The organism is Paraburkholderia franconis, from assembly GCF_009362735.1.
GTDB lineage: Bacteria > Pseudomonadota > Gammaproteobacteria > Burkholderiales > Burkholderiaceae > Paraburkholderia > Paraburkholderia franconis.
Map to the genome: position 1 here is coordinate 116,421 of NZ_WHNP01000019.1, position 21,792 is coordinate 138,212.

Consider the following 21,792-nt stretch of genomic DNA (forward strand, 5'->3'; position numbering starts at 1 on the left):
TTCGTGCAAGCCTGGAGGCAGAATGCTGAATCAGTTTGCCGAGACCTTTCTTCTCGTCGTCGCGGGTCTCTTTCCCGTCATCAATCCGCCGGCGGCGGGATTCATCGTCCTTAGCCTGGTCCCGCAAGCGACGCCGGCTGAGCGAGCCTATCTTGCCAAAAGCATCTCGATCAACAGTCTCGTCATCCTGTTTCTCTCGCTCTCGATTGGCGCGTATGTGCTGTCCTTCTTCGGTATATCGCTGCCGGCGTTGCGGGTGGCCGGTGGGATGGTGATTGCGTTTGCCGGATGGAATCTGCTGCACGCGCCTTCGGATGCGGATCGCGAGCCGGAACAGAGGACGGCGTCCGACGCGACTCGCGAGGCCTCGCTGCGCGCGAGGGCCTTTTATCCGCTGACGCTTCCCATCACTGTCGGCCCAGGATCGATCGCCGTCGCGATTGCACTTGGCACTGGCAGGCCACGCGGAGGCGTCGCGTTGATGCACCTCGCCGGTGTGCTTGTGGCCCTGGCCGTTCTATGGTGCAGCATCTACGTGTGCATCCGGTTCACAGCGAACATCGAGAAGCTGCTTGGGCCAGTCGGCACTGAAGTCGCCGAGCGGCTCTTCGCGTTCGTACTCTTTTGCATCGGAATTCAGATCTTGTGGCTGGGCATCGATGACCTGCTCGAATCTGTACCGCTGTGGGTGCGTCTCAAATGACATATGGATCGATCGTTATCGTTGAAACTGGGACGCGATATGTCTTCATACGAGGTCAGCCAAAGGTCGATTCGCTCGCTCCGGCAATGGTGAATAGGGGAACGTGTTTTCTCGATGAAATACTTCTGGTAGTGCGTCGTGCACTACTCTCTGCTATATGCGCTTCACGCGTCGCTGCGATCCCATGCAAGGCAATGAGCGGCGGTAGAAGGAGGAAATTTTTATGTCGTTACGGAAACTCGAGTTCCCGTTGTTGACGCATTGCGTGCGCGTGATGTTCGCGGCGCTGCTATTGGCTAGCACGGCGTCTGCAGAGGCGAGCAACCTCAATTTCCTCAAGGACACGCCGATGTCATACATTAAAAAGCGCGACATGGACTCAATCAAAAGTGCGCTGGTCGAGGTGCTCAACACAAAGAATGACGGCGAGACGACTCGATGGATAAACGAGGGTACGGGAAATAGCGTAAAGATTGATGCGGCAATGACACCGGAGAGCACGAGCCACGAAGGCGAAAAAACGTGCCGTCGTGTTTCCGTCGTCCTGTCTGCGAAAGGGCAGTCGATGAATCTCCACCCCAACTTTTGCGGTACCGGCCGGACTGACTGGACATTGCAACAGCGTTGAATTTTCGGGTCCGTTAAATAACATGAGTAAGCGTGAGCACATTTCCGCGCTTGAGTTTGAACGGAATCGCGACGGCCGCGTAACGTCGCGAGAAGAAGGCGGCACCGTTCCCGAAGCAACAGGGACGAAACTGATTCGTTAAAACGGCGGCTGCGCGGCAAGTCCTTTGAGCGCATGCCAGTAGACGGCACGTCGGGACGGCTTCGTCCGTTTCGACGAACTTCTGCCAGCGGGTCGCGCACACGATAGCGTCCTGCCCAGGCAGGCCTTGGGTCGCCAGGGCAGCGACAACTGTTTGCGGCAGCCTGTGAGGAGACACCTGATGATGCTCACGCCGATTACCCAACGGACGCTATCGAGAGACTTGCTCGATGTCCTGATTCGCGCCGGACTGATCGCTGTTCTGGCCGTCTTCTGTTTCCGGATCTTCGTCCCGTTCCTCAACCTGATGGTTTGGGCACTGATCCTCGCGATCACACTGTATCCGCTTCAGGTAAAACTTCGCGGTCCGCTTGCCGGCAAGGACGGCCTGATTGCCACGCTGATCATTCTCGTCGCGTTTGCGGTCATTCTGGTGCCGACCTATCTGCTGGGCGTCGCGGTGGCCAATTCGATCGAGCGCGCGATGGCCGTTGTCAGGGGCGGTAGCTTCCAGATTCCGCCGCCCGCCGAATCGGTTGCCGCCTGGCCGATAGTGGGCCAGCGGGTGTACGACTTCTGGGCGCAGGCTTCGACAGATATCACCGGTCTTGCACAAAGGTTCGCACCTCAACTGAAGGAAGCGGGTGTCGCCCTGCTGGGCATGGTCACGGGTCTTGGCGCAGGGCTGCTCGTCTTCTTCTTCGCGCTGATCGTCGCGGGCATTTTCATGGCTCACGGCGAGAAGGGCTATGGCAGCGCAGTGCAGATCGCGTCGCGCATCTCGGGACCCGAGAACGGCCGGCAGATCGCCGATCTCTGCACAGCCACCATCCGGGCCGTGGCGCAGGGCGTGGTCGGGATCGCGTTCATCCAGATGCTGCTGATCGGCATCGCGTTCATCGTGATGGGCATCCCGGGCGCGGGTCTGCTCGCGCTCGCTGTGCTGCTGATCGGCATCATGCAGTTACCCGCCACATTGATCACGATTCCCGTCATCGTCTTCGTGATCGTTACGGAAGGTGTGAGCACGGCGACGATCATCTTCTCCGTCTACGTTTTCGTCGCGGGTCTCGCCGACAACGTGCTCAAGCCATTGCTGCTCGGGCGTGGTGTCGCGGTGCCGATGCCCGTTGTGCTGATCGGCGCGCTCGGCGGCATGGTGACGGGCGGGGTGATTGGGCTGTTCATCGGTCCCGTGATGCTCGCAGTGGCCTATCAGTTGTTCTGGCGTTGGGTGAAAGAACAGCCGGAACGCGAGCAGTGGCATAAACAGAAGCAGCCGTGAAGGACGCTGTGGAGACGGCGCCATGTTGCCTTCGATTCGCCGATACGGGACGCTACTGCTGCTTCGGCCAGGCGGCGTCATCGTGTGCCTCGCGGGCGTTCTGACGGGTTGCATGCGCGTGGGACCCGACTTTCATCCGCAACATGAGGCATGGAGCGAACACTGGAGCAGCGCGTCGATAGAACAGGTCACGCAGCAGGCGGCGCAGCCCGACGTGCGGCAGTGGTGGCAGGTATTCGGTGACGCGAACCTCGAGCATCTGATCGCCGAAGCCGATGCCGGCAATGGCGATCTGAAGATCGCAGGCCTGCGCGTACTGGAAGCACGCGCCCAGCTCGGCATCGCGCTCGCGGGGCGCTATCCTCAGGTGCAACAGGCGAGTGCCGATGTTCTTGCCTCGGCGCGCAAGCGCTCGGATGGATTCAATACGCGCTCGGGCGTCTATTTGCAGTACGGCGCGGGCTTCACCCTCGGATGGGAGCTCGATTTCTGGGGGCGCTTCGCCCGCGCCATCGAGTCGGCCGACGCCGCGTTCTTCGCCGCGCAGGCCAACCGCGATGCGGCGCTGGTGCTATTGCACGCGCAGGTCGCCGATACTTATTTCGTGCTGCGCACGGCCGAGGCGCGTCTGCGTATTGCGCGCGAAAACGCCCAGTTGCAAAAGCGCAGCTACGACATCACACAGAAGCTCTTCAAGGCCGGCGAGACGGATGAACTGGATCTCCAGCAGGCGAGGACGCAGTATCTGGGCACGCTGAGCAGCATCCCCGATCTCGAAAGCCAGATCGTGCTCGCGCGTCACGCGCTGTCCGTGCTGATGGGGCGGCCACCGGGCCCGCTCCCCGAACTGGATGCGCAATCCGGAAAAGAAGGCCTGGTGCCGCTCGTGGATCGTGCCGTTCTGCAGGGCGTTCCCGCCGATCTGCTGTTGCGCCGTCCGGACGTGCGCGCCGCCGAGTATCAGATGGCAGCGCAGTCGGCGCTTATCGGCGTCGCCAAGGCCGATCTGTATCCGTCCGTTTCGTTGCTGGGCTCGCTGGTCTGGAGCGCGAGTTCGCTGACCGGTTCGCCGAACACGCTGGCCTTTGCCGCCGGCCCGAGCGTGACATGGAACGTGTTCGATCATGGAAGGATCACGAACAACGTGCGCGTGCAGGATGCCCGGTTGCAGCAGTTGACTGTCGCCTACCAGAACACCGTGCGCGAGGCGGCGCGAGAGGCCGACGATGCCGCCACCGCGTTGATCGCCGCGTTGCAGCGGGACTCGATCCTGAACGACGCACAAGCGGCCGCGCGGCGTTCGCTCACGCTCGCCAACACGGTCTACCGCGAAGGGTATTCGGACTTCCAGCGTGTGCTCGATGCGCAGCGCGCGCTCTTCGCACAGCAGGACGCCTACATCGTCAACCGCAGCAACGCGGTGGGCAGTCTGGTCGCGCTGTACAAGGCACTCGGCGGCGGCTGGACCACGCAACAGCCGCTCGTCGATGCCGCGACGCGCCAGCAGATGCAGCAACGCACCGACTGGGGCGACTTGCTGAACGAAACGGGCGCACCAGCGGCGACCGCTCCATCCGAAGGTACGTCGCAATGAGCGAAACGACTGAGACCTCCCGATCGACGACTGCGCCGTCGCCGGGCCCGCCGCCAGCGCCCCCCGCCGATCCGTCGCGCCGGGCGGTGAAGTGGATCGTCGGGCTGATCGCGGTGAGCCTGATCTGGTATCTGCTTGCCGACCGCTTTACGCCCTATACGCAGCAGGCGCGCGTGCAGGCCTTCGTCGTCCCTGTCGCCGCGGAGGTATCGGGACGGGTGACGCGCGTATTCGTGCACGACAACCAGGAGGTCAACGCGGGCGACGTGCTCTTCGAAATCGATGGCGAGCAGTACCGCATTGCAGCCGATCGCGCGCGGGCCGACCTCGAAACCACACGACGCCAGGTCGGGGCGAGCACGGCCGGCATTGATTCGGCGCTCGCGTCGCTTCGCGCAGCGATCGCGAACGAGGTGAAAGCGCGGCAGGACAGCGAGCGGCTCGAAAGGCTGTATCGCGAGGACGAGGGTACGGTCTCGCTGCGGCGCCTCGAAGTGGCGCGAGCGACGCATGAGCAGGCACAGAGCCAGGTTGCCGCGGCGCGCGCCGAAGTCGAGCGCGCACGCGAGCAGCAAGGTGGCGAAGAGGCCGGAAACGCGCAATTGCGCAGCGCTGCCGCCGCGCTCGAGAAAAGCGAACTCGATCTGGCCAATACGCGCATCAAGGCGCGCACGGGTGGTGTTATCACCGATCTCAGTACCGAGGTCGGCCAGTTCGCGGCGGCAGGCAAGCCGGTGATGACGCTGATCGCGATTCGCGATGTGTGGGTCAGCGCGGAGATGACCGAGAACAACCTGGGTCATCTGAAGCCGGGCACACCCGTCGCGATCGCGCTGGACGCACTGCCGGGCGAAGTCTTCGAAGGCCGGGTCCGCAGTATCGGCTATGGCGTGAGCGTGGGTCAGGATACGCCGCCCGGCAGCCTGCCCACCGTGCAGAACAGCCGTGACTGGTTGCGTCCCGCTCAACGCTTTCCGGTGATCGTCGAGTTCGATCGCGACGAGCGCGCGCGTCTGCATGACATTCGCGTGGGCGGGCAGGCCGAGGTCATGGCGTTTCCCAGTCAGGGCAATCCGCTCAATCCGCTGGGTCGCGTGTTCCTGCGTGTGATGAGCTGGGTCTCCTACCTCTACTGACGACGGCTATGGAAAACAGGCTCCTGCTTCCCGGTCGACGCGCGCTCCGCCTGGCTATCGGGACGGCGCTATGTCTCGCGCTCAGTTTCGCGCTGGACCTGTCGATTCCCGTCGTCGCGCCCGTGTTTGCCGTCTATCTGCTTGCCACCCGAAACCGGCCACTGTCGTTGAAGGCCAGCGTGGTTCTCGCGCTGGTCGTGGCGCTGACCACGGGCAGCGGCCTTCTCCTTGTTCCGTTGCTTCGTCACTATGCGTTCGCTGGCGTGGCGCTCATTGGCCTCATGCTCTTCCTCGCCTTCCGCTACGGACTGCGCGGCGGCAACAATCTCGTCGCGACGTTTCTGGTGGCCGGACTGACGATGATCTCCGCAGCAGGCACGGCTGACTTCGAACTGGCCATGACGGTCGTCGGCGCATTGGTGAAGGGGCTCCTGCTTGCCGTGCTGGTGTCCGCACTGACGCACGGGCTCGTTCCCGAACCCGTGAGCGCGCGGCCGCAGCCTGCCCCGCGAGCCATGCCCGACGATCAGGCCGCGTACATCGCGCTTCGCGCCGCGCTAGTGGTGATGCCGGCGTATCTGCTCGCGATGACCGATCCCGCGGGCTATATGCCGATCATCATGAAGTCCGTCAGCCTCGGAAGACAAAGCTGCACAACGACGGCCCGCAGTGCGGCACGCGATCTGATCGGCTCCACGCTGCTCGGCGGCCTGCTCGCCATCGCATTCTGGTTTTCACTCAGGCTCTTTGTAGATCTATGGATGTTCTTTCTGTGGATGCTGCTTTTCGGACTGCTGGTGGGACGCAAGCTTCACGGCCTTAGCCAGACGCGCTACTCGCCGGGTTTCTGGCTGAACAGCCTTGTCACGATGATCATTCTGCTGGGGCAGTCGGTGCAGGACAGCGTCGCGGGCAAGGATGTGTACACCGCATTCGCGGTGCGCATGGGACTCTTTCTGGCGGTAACGGTCTACGCGTGTTTCATGCTTCTGCTTTTCGAGCAACGCCACCGGGCGGGATGAAGCGGTGTTCAGTCCAGTCGTTCGCCAGCCAGCCGAACGCGGTCGGGCGGCTTTCTGCAAGATGACTGGCCTGAAGCGGTCTATCGTGTTCTGAGAGGAGCGTGCAATGGGAAATGCGACAAGGGATACCATCGTCCGACTGCGGGCTGGTGAGATTCTGCGAGAAATGGGCAGGACCCTCTGGTATCTCCGCGCGATTCTGGCTGGCCTTCTTGTCCTGTTCGTTCTGCTGACGCTCGGCATGTACCACTGGGGCGGTCCTGTTGAGACGGCGAACCGCACACCTTCGCCGATGGATGAAACCGTGTACTTCTGCGCGATTACGGCGCTGACGATCGGATATGGCGATGTGGTGCCCACTTCGACGTTTGGTCGGATCGACGCCGTATTGCTCGGGTTGATCGGCGTGGTGTTTACGGGGCTGATCGTTGCGGCGGCCGTCCGTGGGGTGCAGGAAGCCGCGCGCCTGTCGGGCGCAGCGGATTAGCCGGATAGAAAACCGGAATGGTCGACGGAAGTTGCAGGGAAGCAATCAGACGCAGCAAATCGACGGAGCACATATGCAGGCGCACACCGATAGATGGGCGTGCGGTCAACTCGACGGTCCGCGAGCTCGCATGAAAACCGGCGCTGTCCGGTGCAAACGGTCACGTTACGCGCGATGGATGATGGGCGCGTATCTGCTCATCGCGCTGTTTTCCTCGCAGTCACATGCCCAAGGGACACCGAATCAACTGTCGAGCCGCACTGTGATAGGCGGTAACGTGAAGCAGCACGCCGACGCCGTGCTTGCCATCATGACGTACACGACCGTTCCCGATGTCACGACCAGTTCGCTGTCGATCAATAGCGGTGCCACGGGCAACCCGGGGTTTGGCCAGACGCAGCTCGGCGGCGGGTTCACGATCAGCAAGTCGTTTCCGTTGTACATGGAGGGCACGCTCGCCTATAGCCGCTACGACCCGACGTTCATCGCCACGGATGGCGCCACGCAGCGCGAGGTGCCGACCCGATGGAACACCTTCAGCGGCACGGTGGGCCTCGGTTGGGATTTCCGGATCACCGATGAACTCGTGTTCCGTCCCATCCTGAACGGTACGATCGGACGCGTGTCGAGCGATCTGAAGGTAGGACAGTCTGTCTTCAACCACGTCACGGACAGCAACCTCCAGTTTCTCGAGAATGGATCGCTGGACGCATACGGCTATGGCGGCTCGCTGATGCTCGACTACGAGCACTACCGCGAGAACTACGAAATCGACGCTGAACTGCGAGCCACCGATATCTATCTGCGCAGCTTTGGTGGCTCCGACGCCGTTCAGGGTTCAGCGATGGCGCAGCAACTGAGCTTGTGGACGCGCTGGCGCGCGCCGACCGGCTGGCGTGCGCTGGACCGGCCGGTCCGCTACGTGCTGGAGCTTGCCTACTCGCATTACTTCGGCGACAGCGCCGGCGTGCTGGGCTTCAACGATCTGACGTCGCTGGGCGTCGGACTGGAACTCGACAGCAGCAAATATCCGATCGTCATCACTCGCACGCGCGCGCTCGTGAGATATGTGTTCGGACACAATGTGCACGGCGTGTCGTTCGGGCTGGCGGTGAGCTTCTGATTCCTCGAAAACGTCGGCCGTTCGTCACGTGGATGCCGGCGATCGATCAACGTTTATGGCCGCTGTCCATTGGTTCCAACGTAGGCATCCACTGCGCTGCCCACGGTAGGATGGAAGCGCTCATCGCCGAGAATGTCGAGCAGTTCGAAACGCTTGAGCTTATCGCGCACGGGGTCTTTCATTTCGGCGAAGTGCAACGCGACTCCGCGCTCGTCCAGAATTCGCGTCAGCGCCCGCAACATGTCGGCAGAAGTCACGTCGACACTGGTCACGGGTTCGGCGGCCACCACGACCCTGCGCACGGGCGTCGGTGATTCGTCCACCGCTTCGAGCAGGCGTTCCTGAAAGAGCTCTGCATTTGCGAAGAACAACGGTGCATCCCAGCGGAACAGCAGCAGTCCCGGGATCCGCGTGGCATGCGGATAGCGCTTGATGTCATGGTAGCCGCGTAAATCCTCCACGCGGCCGAGAACGGCGAAATGAGGCCGCCATCCGTCCCATAGAAATTCGATGACCGCAATCACCACCGCGATGCAAATGCCGGGAATCGCGCCGAAAACCGCGACTCCGGCAAAGCAGACGACAGAGAGCCAGAACTCCCATTGCTGAATGCGATAGATGCGCTTGAGGTCCGCGAATTCGAAGAGTCCGAGGGCCGCGGCAATGACGACGGCAGCCAGCGCGCTATTGGGCAGATAGCGCATCAGATTCGGCGCCACCATCAGAAGAAACGCTACCGCCACCGCGCCGACAACGCCCGTCAACTGCGTTCGGGCACCCGCCGCCTCCGCCACGGGCGTTCGCGACGAGCTGCTGCTGATCGGGAAACCCTGAAAGAAGCCGGCCGCCAGATTGGCTGCCCCAAGCCCGACCATTTCCTGGTTCGGATCGACGCGAGTGTGAAACCGCGCCGCGAAGGTGCGCGACAGCACGCTCGTATCCGCAAACGAGATCAGCGCGACCGCGCAGCCGCCAAGCAATATCCTGACGAGATCGGCATCGCTCGCCCATGGCAACGCGAATGACGGCAGGCCTTGCGGAATCTTGCCCAGCACTTTCACGCCGACGCTGTCGAGGTCGAATACGGTGACGCACAGCGTCGCCAGAACGACCGCGATCAGAATGCCCGGAACCTTCTCGAAGCGCTTGAGCGCGAGGATCAGCACAAGGCTTCCCGCGCCCACGGCGAAGCTGTACCAGTTGGCTTTGCCCGCAGCGATTGCGTTGCCGAGCGTCAGGAGGTCCCGCAGCGGACCTTGATCGTCGAACGAAATCGCAAAGAGCTTCGGCAACTGGCTGATCAGCACGGTCAACGCAATGCCGTTCATATAGCCGTATCGAATCGGCTTGGACAACAGTTCCGTGATGAAACCGAGTCGCAAAAGCCCCATCACGATACAGAACACGCCGGAGACGATCGCCATCATGCTGGCCACCGCGATCGCGCGCGACGGATCGCCGCCCGCGACCGATATGACGACGCCAAGAATCGGTGCAGCAAGTGCGGAGTCCGGACCCAGGACGAGGATTCTGCTGGGTCCCCAAATGGCGTACGCAAGCAACGGAACAATCGTCGCGTAGAGGCCGTAGACGCCGGGAACACCAGACGCCTCGGCATAAGCAATGCCGACGGGCACCAGCATGGTGGTCAATACGAGCCCGGCTGTCAGATCTCTTGGCAGCCAGCTCGCCTGATACGTCTTCAGCATCGTCAGGCCCGGCAGCCAGCGCAACCATCCCGGCGCGCTGGCCGCGGCTTGCCCGCCTTCAGGAACTGGATGATCGGATTGCATTTGCTTGATGCTCGAGATCGAAAGAGCCACTAACCGGATAGCGGTCGCAATGCCGTTTCAAAAGAAGAATAGTTCAGTCACGCCAACGGCAATAGAAGGATCGGGCGGCCTATCCAGGAAGAATGCGCGCTGCGCACGTCCGCAGTCCATAAGACCAAAGTCCAATACCGTCCATCAGAGGCAGCGTCTAGACTGAATGCGCGCACACTGGCCGCGACGCGTCGAGCGCGTGTGCGCACATGAGCCACGCTGAATTCTTGAATTCAATCGCCATTGACCGTGGTCCGCAGTCCTTCTCCGGCAGAACTTGTTCCGGGCAGCGGACTACTGGCTAATTGCCGGGAGCGCAGAAATGAAAGCGAGTCACGTTTTTCTTGCGATGGCTGTCGTAATGACGGCGTGCCCGGCGCTTGCCCAACCGCAAACCTCAGTGGATGTCACGAAAGGGGCGGGAAGCGCGACGGTTGTCGGAACGTCGAAGGTGACGGCCACGGTCGTAGCAATCGAGCCGGCGACCCGGACGGTTACGCTGAAAGACAGAAAAGGCAAGGTGATCCAGTTGGAGGTCGGAGAAGAGGCGCGTAATTTCGATCAGCTGAAGGTCGGAGATATCGTCACGACCGAATACAGGGAAGCGATGTCGCTGAGCCTCTCGAAAACCAACGGTCCGCGTTCAGCGACGCAACGCCTGATCGAAGAGCGCGCGGCTCCCGGAGCCAAGCCAGGCGGCACGATCGGCCGGGAGATCACCGTGATGGCAGATGTCGTCTCGGTCGATCCAAAGGCGAAGACGGTCACGTTGAAGGGACCGCAGGGCAATCTGGTCGACGTGCACGTGGAGGACCCGGAGCAGATGAAGAACGTCCGCAAGGGTGATCAGGTGGAGATTGTCTACACAGAAGCCGTCGCGATCACGGTCACGCCTGGTGCCACACAGTAAAAACGGCGCGAAACATCACGTATAGACGCGCGAACGCCGGCAGCCAATGGTGCACGCGGATGTCGTGTTCGATCCAGGGAACAGCGATGATTCTTCGCGGAACAAGCCGGTTTCATGCAGGCACGGAGAAGGCTATGCGCGGCAAAGGCAAGCCCGGACCAGGCGGCGTCATTTTCAGGTGCCTTTTGCTGATGGGCGTTTTCGGCTCGCTGCTGGCTCTGACGGGATGTCCATACTATGCCGTGCCTCCCGGCACCGTCATCACAACGCCGGCAAGCTTCGACCGCTCGTTCGCTGCCGCATCGGGCGCAATGCAAGACGAGGGTCTGTCGATTACCGTGCAGGACCCTGCCAGCGGCACGATCGCCGGCGGACTTGACGGTGCTACTGTGACCGCAAGCGTACGACAGCAAGCCGATGGAAGTGTCGTCGTGCAGTTCAATTCGAAGGACGCACGCGACCCTTCGCTGCTCGATCGCATCTCGCGCAGCTATGACAGACGTATGGGACGGTGAGTGCCCGTCGGGCGGACATTGCCCCGAACCGTCCCATGCAATCGGACAATGCACACGTTACGGATTCGTATGATGCCAGCAGTGCCCGATATCGCTTCATGCCCCCGTCTGAAGGACGCCCGATTGGGGGCGAGTTCATATCCGCCGTTTCGGATCATTGGCCTGCGAGCCGCTTACCCGCCACGTTTTCGCCCGCAGTCGCGGGCCATTGCGCGCGGATTTTCGCCAGGACCAACTCTGGAAGCGGTATGTAGTCCAGGGTATCGACCGTCTGTCCCCCGTGGTTGAATGCCCAATCGAAGAACCTCAACGTTGCTCCGTCGTGGCCCGGCTTGTCGGGCGTTTGATGAAGCAACACGTACGTGGCCCCCATCACCGGCCATGCATCCTTGCCCGGCTGGTTGGTCAGCAACTGATAGAGGGAACCGGACCAGTCGGTGCTAGCCACCGCTGCCTTGAACGTCGCGACGCCGGGTTGAACGACGTTGCCAGCGGCGTTGGTCATCGCCGTGTACGTCAAGTGGTTCTGTTTCGTGAAGTCCCACGCAACATAGCCTATCGCGCCAGGCAGATACCCGACGTACGTGGCAACGCCTTCGTTTCCATTGCCGCCGATGCCGAGCGGCCAGCGCACGCTAGTGCCTTCGCCGACCCTGCGCTTCCATTCCGGGCTGACTTGCGCAAGATAGTGCGTCCAGATGAGCGTCGTGCCTGAGCCGTCCTGGCGGCGCACGACGGCAATCGGGTAGTTGGGCATCTTGATCTTCGGGTTCAGCCGCACTATTGCGGGGTCATCCCAATACAGGATCTTGCCGAGAAAGATATCGGCGAGTACCTGCCCCGTCAGGATGACCTCGCCCGCTTTGAGGCCGGGCAGGTTCACGACGGGCACCACGCCGCCGATCGCCGTTGGGAATTGCCGCAATCCGTTTTTGGCCAGCTGATCGTCGGTGAGCGGTGCGTCCGATCCGGCAAAGTCGACTTCGTGGGCGATGATCTGCTTGAGTCCGTTGGACGAGCCCGTGCCGCGATAGATCACCTTGCTTCCGCCCGACTTCTGATAGTCGGTGGCCCACTTGGCATAGAGAGGCGCGGCGAACGTGCTGCCGGCTCCCGTAATGTCGGCGGAATAGGCCGCGGCTGCAAACAGGCAACAAAGCAGACTGGCCATCAAGGTGCGCAATGTTCTCATGAATGGTCTCCGGTTGGATCTTGTCGCGGGACTTGCTATAGCCCGATGTTGTCTGGCGCGCGCGGAGAACAGCTAAAGCGTCGGAATCACGCTCGGAAACTCGAGGTGGTATTCGACGCGCTTGACGCCGGGCACGCACTCGGCCGCAATGTGGATCGCGCGCTTTTCCTCCTCGGATTCGATGACGCCCCACAGGTGTGCGACACCGTCCTTGACGAGCACACCCTGCTTCGGCACCCTCCAGCGCTGCCCGCGCATTGCCCGAACGATCGCGTCGCGCAGGCTCGCATCGTCGAGCGAAATAGCGTCAACGGCCGGCACGACGCTCGCCAGTGCGCGAATCAGATTCGAACGGCTCACGATTCCGACCAGCTTGCCGTCTTTGAGCACAGGCACGCGTTTGAGGTGCCGGCGCTCCATGAGGTCCGCGATCTGAGCGAGCGACATGTCTTCCGAAATCGAAATCACCTGATTGCACATCACGTCGCCGACGACGTGACCGTGCTCCTTCACATACCTCGCCGCCTGCTCGCGGGGCGACGACAACAGGAATTCGAGCCACCACCGACGCTTCCCGTGGCCGGTGCCGTTCTCCACGCGATGCAGCAGGTCCCTCTGGCTGACGATGCCGATGACCTTTCCGTCCTCGTCGACGACAGGCATCCCGCTGATGCCGTTGTCGACGAACAGTCTTGCAGCGTCGTGGATCGTCATGTCTGGTGTGGCGGTAACGACGGGCGTAGTCATGATGTCGAGTGCGCGCATGATCGTTCCTTCAGCGTGTCGCGTCGGGTCCCCATTTGTTGCACCCGTCGCATGGTTTCGGCAGACGCACCGGCAGAGGATCGCTCGGTGCTGAGGCGCTTGGTTCAATAAGCCGATGTGAGATCCGGTTGGGGACTGCCTGTTGTGAAAGCCGCTGTGAGCCGAAATCTTTGTACCGCTAGTCCGAGGCGATCGCGAAGTGTCGAGCGTCATCGCGCCATTGGAGAACGATCAACGCGGATATCAATTTCAGTCTGGCTGTGGTCGCGCATCCAGGGATCGCCAAACATGTTCGAGCAGCGCCCGGGAGTCGCCGGCTCCAAACGGGCGCCGTGCAGTTCTTAATCAGGCGTCAATTTCCACCGTAGTACTCGTTTATCCGATTCAGCGTCCCATCCTTCTCGGCACGGATCAGTTCCTGATAGACCTGGGCGCGCGTCTTGCCGACGCTCGCTCCGCTGGTGGTCGCGCCTGCCGTCGTTCCGCCGACGGAGTCGGTTGCCATCGCGGCATTGCTTTCGGAACCAGTACTCGAAGTACTCGCGGCATCGGCGGCATGGACCTGCATCGCAGACAGTGACAATGCTGCGACGGGAATCAAAATCAAGGCTTTCATCGCATTCTCCAGCATGGTGCATTGACATTGCCGACGCAGCACGCCGGCATCGCCGACTGTATTCGCTGGTCACATGCGCATGAATAAGGCCCCGGTCCTAAAAGAGGATCGGGGATTGCCCTATTCTGCAGGCTGGTTTCGTTCTATTGGCTTCTATTGGCTCTCGATCCACTGAATGGCGAACCGCATCAGTTCCTTGCCATTACGGATATTCAGCTTTTCCTTGATATTGGCCTGGTGCGCCTCGATCGTCTTCACGCTCCGGTTCAGCTTCTCTGCGATTTCGCGGGTGCTGAAGCCGAGGCCGATCAGGTGCAGTACCTCGAATTCCCGTTCCGAAAGGCTCGCAATTCGGCCCTCCGGCTTTTTATGAGGGGCCGTAAGCGCTCTCGCCAGCTTCTCGTGCATGGCGGCGCTCAAGTAGACATTGCCTGCCAGCACTTCGCGGATGGCGCTCATGACGTGCTCGGTGGCCTCCAGTTTCATCAGATACCCGTTTGCCCCGGACCGCAGTGCGCGTTCGGCAAAGAGGCTTTCGTCATGCATGCTGAGCACGAGAATGATCAGATCGGGATAGCGATGACGGAGAGTCTTGACAAGCTCCAGGCCGGAGTCCGATTGCAGGCTGATGTCCACAATCGCCATGTCGGGCCGGCAGGCCATCGCTGCGAGAGCCTGTTCGGCGCTGCCGGCTGCACAGCAGACGTGCAGATCCTCTTGCAGATTCAGCAGATGTGTCATCCCTTCGCGGATGATGGGGTGGTCATCCACGATCAGGATCTGGGTCTTGCGGCCCGGGCTAGCGGATTTCTCGTGCATGGCCAGGGCCCTCAGGCAGCGGATAGCTGATGGCGACCGTGGTGCCACCCAAATCATTGCGAGTCACGGTGCAAGAGCCGCCCAGCAGGCTTGCCCGGTGACGCAGATTGCGCAGTCCCAGTCCTGACGCACGCTCCATTTCTTCCTGGCCGATGCCTACGCCGTCGTCGCTGATTGAAAGCGTCTGCAGACCGCCCGCGCGCTCCAGGTCGATCCAGATGCGGTGGCCGTGGCAATACTTCAGCGCGTTGTTGACCGCTTCCTGCGCTGCACGGTAAAGGTTGATCTGCATGAGCGGATCGAGCAAGTCCACGTCCGGCGCGATCCGCAGCGTGCAATCCACGCCGTTGAGCGTGTGAGTCGTGTCTGCCAGCCCATGCAGTGCGGCCGCAAGGCCACCATATTCCATCGCGACCGGGTCCAGGCCATGAGCAATCCTGCGGGTCGTCAGCGACGCCTGCTTCACCAGGCCGACGACGGTAGCGGCGTCGGCGGCGGCGGGGTGGCCTTGCGTCTGCAGCTTCTGATTCAGGGCGGTGCAGTACAGCCCCAGACTGGTCAGCTGTTGCCCGAGTCCGTCATGCAGTTCACGGCCGATGAGCTTCTGCTGCTGATCGCCGATTTGGATCAGTTCTCCTTCCAGCAGACGGCGTCGCGCCATCTCCTCCTTTAGTTCATCGTTTGCCTTCTCGAGATCTTCTGTTCGCGCCTGGACGCGTCGTTCCAGTTCGACGTGAGCTGCCTGCAGCAGGCGATAGACGCGCTGTTCCTGAGCGCGTGCCGCCACCAGCAGCAGTCCCGTTACCGCCACGACGTTCGCGAAGGTGCACCACCTCACGAGACTATCCACTGGAGATTCGGCGGCGAAGGGGCCCGTGCCGTGGGTGGTGCCCCAGATGGCAACGATTGAGACCATCAGGGTCGCGATGCTGGTGCCGAGGTGCTGAAAGCGCAGAGCCGCCCAGATGATGAACGGGAAAATCGCGAGAGCCGCAGGGTAGTAGCCAAGCCCGGCAAGTTGCGGGGCGCCGAAGACGAGATAGCTGACCCAGAAAGTCGCAATGGTCAGTCCGCACGCCTCTATGGCCTGCTCCGCAGAGCGGACAGGGTTCGAGTACGTGAGGAAGCTGAACAGCGGCGGCGCCACGACCAGGACGCCCATCATGTCACCGAGCCACCATTTCAGAAAGGCTGCGACGTACTGGGTGACGGGCACCAGGCCCCCTCCTAGCAGGGCAGTCGTGCCGACCAGCGCACTGACTGCCGTGCTCATCACGGCAGCGACGCCAATGAAGGCCAACACGTCGTTGATGCGGTCGAGGGTGATCTGGAATCGGGTCGCGCGGCTCAGCACGATTGCGGCCGTCAAGGCGCCAACCATTGACCCGGTGCCGATCATTGCCGCCACTGCAACCGGCACGCCCCCCGACACGTTGGCGAGGAATGAGCCAATGGCAATTCCCGGCGCAACTCTGAAGCCCAGAGCGAGCAGCGCAACAAGAGCGATACCGCTGGAAGGCCACACCAGGGAGATCGCGCCGCCCACGACGGCGTAGGCAAGACCTATCCTTGCACCTGCGTAATATGCCAATGCAACGATCCCGGTGTGCAGGAAAAGGCTGAACCTGGAATTGCCCCGGATGGTACCCATTGTTCGCTTCTTCCTGAAGCCGCAGTGCTAATACGCACCGGCGCGCAGATCAAACGCAATACGACGCTGGAACAACGAGAAAAATGTGCCTTTCGACTGACGTTTGAGACGTGTGCTCTTCGCGGGCAGCATTGACGGTGGGAAAGTCGCACGCCGGTCAGTGAGTCACTCGGCGCTTCTCCCGCCCGACGTCATGATTGTGGTAGTACCTACCACGTTAATCAAATGCTACAGAGTGCTCGTTGGCGTGGGCCAGATTCGTCTTGCGTTCCTCAAGGCACGCCAGGTCGACAGGGAAAACCTGGCGCTGTGCTCGAGTGGGGCGATCAGGCCAAGCTCAACGGGATGCTGGCGCTCGAGTCGATCGATACGGGAGGACTGAATCCGTTCGCGCAAAAAGGCCTGGAGCTTCTGGCCAATGGCGTGCCTACCCCCGTGCTTGAAGACGCGCTTCAGCGTGAACTGGATGCGTACGAGCGCAACCACATGGCCGCCGCGCGCATCTGGCAGCAAGCGGGCGGCTATGCGCCGACGTTCGGCATCCTCGGAGCAGTGCTGGGCCTTATCGAGGTGACGCGGCACATACTCGAACCGGCCGAGCTTGGACAAGGCATTGCTGTCGCTTAACACGGCTGCCGTTGCCAGCGGATTGCGCCTGTGCGAGCACTCGCATCGTTCGGGGAGCGGGCGATAAGACGCGTGTCGGGCGGTGTCGGTGTTGGCCTGAAGCGTAGCGGACGCGATGCAGTGTTGGACCAAATCCAACATCGCGGCGATCGTTCGCCAATCGCTCGCCGCGCGCAATCGTGGGCAGCGCGACGAAACACCACGATGCTGCAAAAGCGGGGCAGACGCTATCTCCATTGGCGCGGTTATTGCGGACCATCGCTGCGTCAATACAGGAGATGGTCATGCTCATCCCGCGGAACGTTGTCGCATCCTTCGCAACCCGTCGTTCGCTCGTCATCATTGCCGTTTTCTCTGTTGCGGTAATGTGTGCGACAGGTATTGCGGCGTTTGCTGGTCTTCTACCGGCATCGGATCACGTAGCCGCATCCATGACCGCGACGCCGTTTGTCGACATGCAAGTCGACGCTGCGACTTCGACACGATGACGCCGAACGCGAAGTCTCTTCCTGTCGCGACAACTTGGGTTCGGTTTTTCGCATCGAGCCTGGCATTGATGTTTCGCAGATGGAACTCGGTCGTGAGTTCCGATACGAATAAAACCTTTCGACGATGAGCTTGTTGCGGTGTCCGACATGACGACATGCGCAACCCGTCGAGTTCGCGCGCCCCGGGTGCAGCGCACACGCAGCAGATTTCTTTGACGAGAGTAAAGGTCTTACAGAGACTTTACGTGAGCAACGGCAATCTGCTAAAGCAGCGCTGAACTTGTACTCAACCGTTTCTACTAGCAATCGAATCGATTGCCTGTTTCTGCCGTTGTTTGTTTGCATTTAATACCCGTGGGTCTTGCAATCGAAAGGAGCTTGACATGAGCAATGGACAGACGCGCGGCGAGGCTGCTGCGGCGGCGACGGGAAGAGCGGGCACGGTCGACATGAAACTTGAGGTCGTCGTCATTCCCGTGTCGGACGTCGACCGCGCGAAGCAGTTCTACGCTGGCTTGGGATGGAGGTTCGACGTCGATATCGCGAAGGATGATCAGTTTCGGGTTGTACACTTCACGCCCCCGGGCTCGCAGTGCTCGGTCCTGTTCGGCAAGGGCGTCACGACAGCAGAGCCCGGCTCGGCGCAGGGACTCCACCTCATTGTGTCCGACATAGACGCGGCGCGCGCAGCGCTTGTCGATCGTTGCGTCGACGTGAGCGAGATCTTCCACGACGTCGGCGGCGTATTCCACCATGCCGGTGAAGAAGGGCGTGTGAGCGGCCCTCATCCTGAACGAAAAAGCTACGGTTCATTCGCTTCGTTCAGCGATCCCGATGGAAATGGCTGGGTCTTTCAGGAGGTGACCACACGGCTCCCCGGAAGGGTGGAGACGCGCGAAACGACATTCGCTTCGTCGATGGAGCTCGCGGGCGCGCTGCGCCGTGCTGCTGCCGCGCACGGCGAGCACGAGAAACTAACCGGCCAGCACGACGAAAACTGGCCGGACTGGTATGCCGAATTCATCGTCCGTGAACAGGCTGCCCCGAAGTGAGTCTTGCATCGGAGAACATCAGTCCGCAAGAAGCACCGTGGAGCTAAAGGCATCGCGATGCCTTCACAAACACATCGCGGGTTCGCGCGATGTGATCCCCTGACGTAGACACTGTGGAGTAGGGTCAATGTCGTCGGAGAGGCGAGAGCGCTCGAGGTTGACGCTTTCGCCGAAACCCGGAGCCCGACATGATGGCCTGTCTGCCGTTTCGCCGGGACGGGAATCAAACCACTATTGCAGCCGCGTCCTGATTTCGTTCGCGAGTTGCTTCGTCGCAGCGTGCGTCGGTGCGTCGGAGGCGAGTGCATTGAGCAGACCGAAATCGTGGATCGTGCCGTTGTAGCGCGTCGTCGTGACCTCGTTGCCCGCTGCACCGAGCTTGCGTCCGTATGCTTCGCCTTCGTCGCGCAGCACGTCGAATTGCGCAACCTGAATCAATGCGGGCGGCAGTCCCTGTAGTTCCTCCTCGGACGCACGCAGCGGCGAGGCGTAGACCTGCGTGCGCTGCGCGGGGTTCGAGGTGTACGCGTCCCAGAACCACTGCATCATGGCTCGCGTCAGGAAATGGTTCTTCTGGTAGGCGAGGTACGAGCCGTCGTTGAAGTTTGCGTCCGTGACGGGCCACATCAAACCCTGGAAGCGGATTTGCGGACCGTGCTTGTCTTTCGCCATCAGGCTCACCACGGCCGCCATATTGCCGCCCACGCTGTTGCCGACCGCGGCGAGACGGTTGCCGTCCACGCCGATCTCGTTGCCGTGTTCCGCGACCCATTTGGTTGCGGCATAGGCCTGATTGATCGCGACAGGATAACGGGCCTCGGGCGAGGGCGTGTAGTTCACGAACACGGCAACCGCGCCGGATTGAACGACGAGGTCGCGCACGAGCCGTTCGTGAGTCTCGAAGTCGCCGAGTATCCAGCCGCCGCCATGGAAGAACATGAACACGGGCAGCGTGCCCGTGGCATCTTGCGGACGGACGATGGTCAGCGGCACGCTAATGCCGTCCTGTACGATCGTGCGGTTCGACACTTCGATGCCCGACAAATCGACCTTCACGCTGTTCTGCGCATCGATCAGCACCTGACGCGCCTTGGCGGGCGGCAGGGTATTGATGGCGGGACCCGTGCCGCTGTTGAGCTGCGTCAGGAATGCCATCGTGACACGGTCCGGCGTTGCCTGCGTGGCAGGCGTTGCTGCTGAAGCAAGCACGGCGTTCGCGGCGAGAACGGCGGCGAGGATGAAAGGCTTCAGGGTTTTCATTTTGGGCTCCAGTATTCCGTCAATGAGGCGAAGTCGATCAAACCAGCGTCAACGTGACGTCGATGTTGCCGCGCGTTGCATTCGAGTACGGGCACACGATGTGGGCCCTGTCGATCAGCGATTGAGCGGCGTCGCGGGGCATGCCGGGCAGCGAGATCCTCAGTTCGACTTCTATGCCGAAGCCGTTCGGGATCGCGCCAATGCCGACGCTGCCGTCGATGGAGACGTCCGCAGGAATCGGCGTCTTGTCGCGCGCCGCAACGAACTTCATCGCGCCAAGAAAACATCCGCTGTAGCCGGCGGCGAACAACTGCTCCGGATTGGCGCCTTCTCCACCCGCGCCGCCCAGTTCGCGCGGCGTGACCAGCCTGAAATCGAGCTTGCCTTCGGGGACGACAGCGCGGCCGTCGCGGCCTCCCGTGGCATGAGCGTGGGCACGGTACAGAACTTTTTCGATCGACATGATGTAACTCCTGACAAACAATGGTTGAAATGCGGAGCGATTCGTCTGCTATCTACATGTAGATAGGCAGCTGTGCGAACCTCGACCCGTCTTCGATGCAACTTGCCCAGACATGAATCTACTAGAAGATAGATAACTTGACCCAACAAAAGGCGGTGCTCGACCGCCTCAATACCTCTACTTCGAAACCTTCCACGAAGTCTCGACTTCTTCAAGCCGCGCCTTCGTCCTGAACAGCCGGCTTGCAAGTACGCTGCCCTGATAGGCAGCGTACAGCGTTCGTGCGACATGCTCGGGCTTGCCGTTGACGTTCAACGTGCCCTCCTTCGCACCTTGCGCAAGCACCTTTGCGAGCCAGCTTTCGTTGGCCTTGAAAAATGCTTGCACCGCCGCGCGCACGTTGTCGGGCAATGCCTCGATATCGGCGGCGAGCATGCCGCAAAGACAGATCTGATCGCCTTCGCCCAAGGTTCTGCCAAACAGCTTTGTGTACTTGCTGAGTTTCTGATCCGCACGGAGCGTAGCGTCGATAGAACCGAGCGTCGCGAGAATGCCGCTACTGTACTGGTTGACGGCTTCGAGCACCAGGTCGTCTTTCGACGGGAAGTAATAGTGGATGCTTGAAGTCTTCACGCCAACCAGCCCGGACAGGTCGCGATAGCTAAACCCGTTGTAGCCGCGCAGCATCATCAACGTGATGGCGTGGTCGAGAATCTGATCGCGAACTGTGGTTGTCGTGTCCATGGGACGAACCTTATCTACTGATAGATAGAATGTCAAGCTACTTTGCTGCATGGAGTGTTGATCGTCCTATTCGAACGTTCCTGTGCGCACTTCGCCGTCGCGTACGTAGCGCGTAATCAGCACACCGCCAGGCGTGCTGGTGGAGCGCGCCAGAGTGAAGGCGGACGCCAGTGCGTCGTCACCGAACAAGCGCTTGCCGTGCCCAAGTATGACCGGGTAGATCACAAGCCGGAGTTCGTCCACCAGACTGGCTGCGAGCAGTTGGCGCACCATGTCGCCGCTGCCAAACGTCAATAAATCGGCGCCGTCCTGGCGTTGAAGCGCGCGTGTCGCGTCCGCAAGATCGCCCTCCAGGGCGTGACTGTTCTGCCAGTCGAGAGTACCGGGTCGATGCGTGGCCACATGTTTGGGTACGCTGTTGAAGAGATCAGCGATGGCGCGGCTGCCTGAATCGGCCGGTACGTGCGGCCAATACGCCGCGAATATGTCATAGGTGCTGCGCCCCAGCAGCAAGTCGAACGGCTGCGAGAGCAGGTCGTGCAAGTTTTGGGCGATGGCTTCGTCGGCATAGGGAACGATCCAGCCACCCAGGCGGAAATCGCCGCTGAGATCTTCTCCAGGCCCGCCAGGGGCCTGAATTACGCCATCCAGACTGATGAAAGCTGAAACGATGAGCTTGCGCATGATGTTCTCCAGGTCTACGGACCCAACCGCTCCCTAAGATACGACGAACAATTCGCATGTGAAT

21 protein-coding genes and 1 pseudogene are annotated in these 21,792 nt (G+C 61.3%); 12 read left to right on the plus strand and 10 right to left on the minus strand.

Annotated elements, in window-relative coordinates; translation table 11 throughout:
- The first annotated feature begins 22 nt into the window (after nucleotides 1-22).
- From GCT13_RS21290 to GCT13_RS21325, 8 genes are all read left to right on the plus strand, one after another.
- Nucleotides 23-703 (plus strand): MarC family protein, encoded by a 681-nt coding sequence (locus tag GCT13_RS21290; RefSeq protein WP_152761303.1) that lies wholly within the window; start codon nucleotides 23-25, stop codon nucleotides 701-703.
- Between the two features lie 223 nt (nucleotides 704-926).
- On the plus strand, nucleotides 927-1,331 hold the full coding sequence (locus GCT13_RS21295; RefSeq protein ID WP_193727719.1) for a hypothetical protein: 405 nt from the start codon (nucleotides 927-929) through the stop codon (nucleotides 1,329-1,331).
- A 322-nt stretch (nucleotides 1,332-1,653) separates the two neighbouring features.
- Nucleotides 1,654-2,757: an AI-2E family transporter gene (locus tag GCT13_RS21300; RefSeq protein WP_152761305.1), complete on the plus strand. Its 1,104-nt coding sequence runs from the start codon at nucleotides 1,654-1,656 to the stop codon at nucleotides 2,755-2,757.
- A 22-nt stretch (nucleotides 2,758-2,779) separates the two neighbouring features.
- Nucleotides 2,780-4,351, plus strand: a complete 1,572-nt coding sequence (locus GCT13_RS21305; protein ID WP_152761307.1) for an efflux transporter outer membrane subunit — start codon at nucleotides 2,780-2,782, stop codon at nucleotides 4,349-4,351.
- Nucleotides 4,348-5,487, plus strand: coding sequence for an HlyD family secretion protein (locus GCT13_RS21310; RefSeq protein ID WP_152761309.1), 1,140 nt, complete (start codon nucleotides 4,348-4,350; stop codon nucleotides 5,485-5,487). Before GCT13_RS21305 ends, GCT13_RS21310 begins: the two co-directional genes overlap by 4 nt.
- Nucleotides 5,488-5,495: 8 nt before the next feature.
- Nucleotides 5,496-6,509, plus strand: a complete 1,014-nt coding sequence (locus GCT13_RS21315) for a DUF2955 domain-containing protein (protein ID WP_152761311.1) — start codon at nucleotides 5,496-5,498, stop codon at nucleotides 6,507-6,509.
- 106 nt (nucleotides 6,510-6,615) lie between these two features.
- On the plus strand, nucleotides 6,616-6,996 hold the full coding sequence (locus GCT13_RS21320) for a potassium channel family protein (RefSeq protein WP_152761314.1): 381 nt from the start codon (nucleotides 6,616-6,618) through the stop codon (nucleotides 6,994-6,996).
- A gap of 181 nt (nucleotides 6,997-7,177) precedes the next feature.
- Nucleotides 7,178-8,119 carry a hypothetical protein gene (locus tag GCT13_RS21325; RefSeq protein ID WP_152761393.1) on the plus strand — a complete coding sequence of 314 codons (942 nt, stop codon included), beginning with the start codon at nucleotides 7,178-7,180 and terminating at the stop codon, nucleotides 8,117-8,119.
- Nucleotides 8,120-8,172: 53 nt separating this feature from the next.
- Here GCT13_RS21325 and GCT13_RS21330 read toward each other — a convergent pair whose 3' ends face one another.
- Entirely contained in the window at nucleotides 8,173-9,912 is a 1,740-nt protein-coding gene (locus tag GCT13_RS21330) for a SulP family inorganic anion transporter (protein ID WP_152761316.1), read from the minus strand.
- Between the two features lie 352 nt (nucleotides 9,913-10,264).
- Between GCT13_RS21330 and GCT13_RS21335 the strand changes: the two genes are divergently transcribed.
- Nucleotides 10,265-10,852, plus strand: coding sequence for a hypothetical protein (locus tag GCT13_RS21335; RefSeq protein ID WP_152761318.1), 588 nt, complete (start codon nucleotides 10,265-10,267; stop codon nucleotides 10,850-10,852).
- A gap of 191 nt (nucleotides 10,853-11,043) precedes the next feature.
- Complete coding sequence (locus GCT13_RS21340; RefSeq protein WP_152761395.1) at nucleotides 11,044-11,367, plus strand: hypothetical protein; 324 nt, start codon at nucleotides 11,044-11,046, stop codon at nucleotides 11,365-11,367.
- 154 nt (nucleotides 11,368-11,521) lie between these two features.
- Here GCT13_RS21340 and pstS read toward each other — a convergent pair whose 3' ends face one another.
- The 5 genes from pstS to GCT13_RS21365 all read right to left on the minus strand — a co-directional run bounded on the left by pstS (nucleotide 11,522) and on the right by GCT13_RS21365 (nucleotide 16,410).
- The gene (gene pstS, locus GCT13_RS21345) at nucleotides 11,522-12,559 is read right to left on the minus strand and encodes a phosphate ABC transporter substrate-binding protein PstS (protein WP_152761320.1); all 1,038 of its coding nucleotides are present in this window, start codon (nucleotides 12,557-12,559) and stop codon (nucleotides 11,522-11,524) included.
- A 72-nt stretch (nucleotides 12,560-12,631) separates the two neighbouring features.
- Nucleotides 12,632-13,324: a CBS domain-containing protein gene (locus tag GCT13_RS21350; RefSeq protein ID WP_152761322.1), complete on the minus strand. Its 693-nt coding sequence runs from the start codon at nucleotides 13,322-13,324 to the stop codon at nucleotides 12,632-12,634.
- 352 nt (nucleotides 13,325-13,676) lie between these two features.
- Nucleotides 13,677-13,955, minus strand: a complete 279-nt coding sequence (locus GCT13_RS21355) for a DUF4148 domain-containing protein (RefSeq protein ID WP_152761324.1) — start codon at nucleotides 13,953-13,955, stop codon at nucleotides 13,677-13,679.
- 138 nt (nucleotides 13,956-14,093) lie between these two features.
- Entirely contained in the window at nucleotides 14,094-14,759 is a 666-nt protein-coding gene (locus tag GCT13_RS21360) for a response regulator (protein WP_152761326.1), read from the minus strand.
- Nucleotides 14,740-16,410 carry an MASE1 domain-containing protein gene (locus GCT13_RS21365; RefSeq protein WP_152761329.1) on the minus strand — a complete coding sequence of 557 codons (1,671 nt, stop codon included), beginning with the start codon at nucleotides 16,408-16,410 and terminating at the stop codon, nucleotides 14,740-14,742. Before GCT13_RS21365 ends, GCT13_RS21360 begins: the two co-directional genes overlap by 20 nt.
- A gap of 112 nt (nucleotides 16,411-16,522) precedes the next feature.
- On the opposite strand from GCT13_RS21365, the pseudogene GCT13_RS21370 reads away from it, so the two are divergent.
- Both GCT13_RS21370 and GCT13_RS21380 read left to right on the plus strand, forming a co-directional pair.
- Nucleotides 16,523-17,034: pseudogene (locus GCT13_RS21370) on the plus strand (MotA/TolQ/ExbB proton channel family protein); the annotation flags it as partial.
- 874 nt (nucleotides 17,035-17,908) lie between these two features.
- Nucleotides 17,909-18,577, plus strand: a complete 669-nt coding sequence (locus tag GCT13_RS21380; RefSeq protein WP_152761331.1) for a VOC family protein — start codon at nucleotides 17,909-17,911, stop codon at nucleotides 18,575-18,577.
- Nucleotides 18,578-18,808: 231 nt separating this feature from the next.
- Here the strand turns inward: GCT13_RS21380 and GCT13_RS21385 are convergent, their stop codons facing one another.
- The 4 genes from GCT13_RS21385 to GCT13_RS21400 form a co-directional block, all read right to left on the minus strand.
- Nucleotides 18,809-19,837, minus strand: coding sequence for an alpha/beta hydrolase (locus GCT13_RS21385; RefSeq protein ID WP_152761333.1), 1,029 nt, complete (start codon nucleotides 19,835-19,837; stop codon nucleotides 18,809-18,811).
- A gap of 37 nt (nucleotides 19,838-19,874) precedes the next feature.
- Nucleotides 19,875-20,300, minus strand: a complete 426-nt coding sequence (locus GCT13_RS21390; RefSeq protein WP_152761335.1) for an organic hydroperoxide resistance protein — start codon at nucleotides 20,298-20,300, stop codon at nucleotides 19,875-19,877.
- Between the two features lie 177 nt (nucleotides 20,301-20,477).
- The gene (locus GCT13_RS21395) at nucleotides 20,478-21,044 is read right to left on the minus strand and encodes a TetR/AcrR family transcriptional regulator (RefSeq protein ID WP_152761337.1); all 567 of its coding nucleotides are present in this window, start codon (nucleotides 21,042-21,044) and stop codon (nucleotides 20,478-20,480) included.
- Nucleotides 21,045-21,110: 66 nt separating this feature from the next.
- Nucleotides 21,111-21,728: a dihydrofolate reductase family protein gene (locus tag GCT13_RS21400; RefSeq protein WP_152761339.1), complete on the minus strand. Its 618-nt coding sequence runs from the start codon at nucleotides 21,726-21,728 to the stop codon at nucleotides 21,111-21,113.
- Nucleotides 21,729-21,792 lie beyond the last annotated feature (64 nt).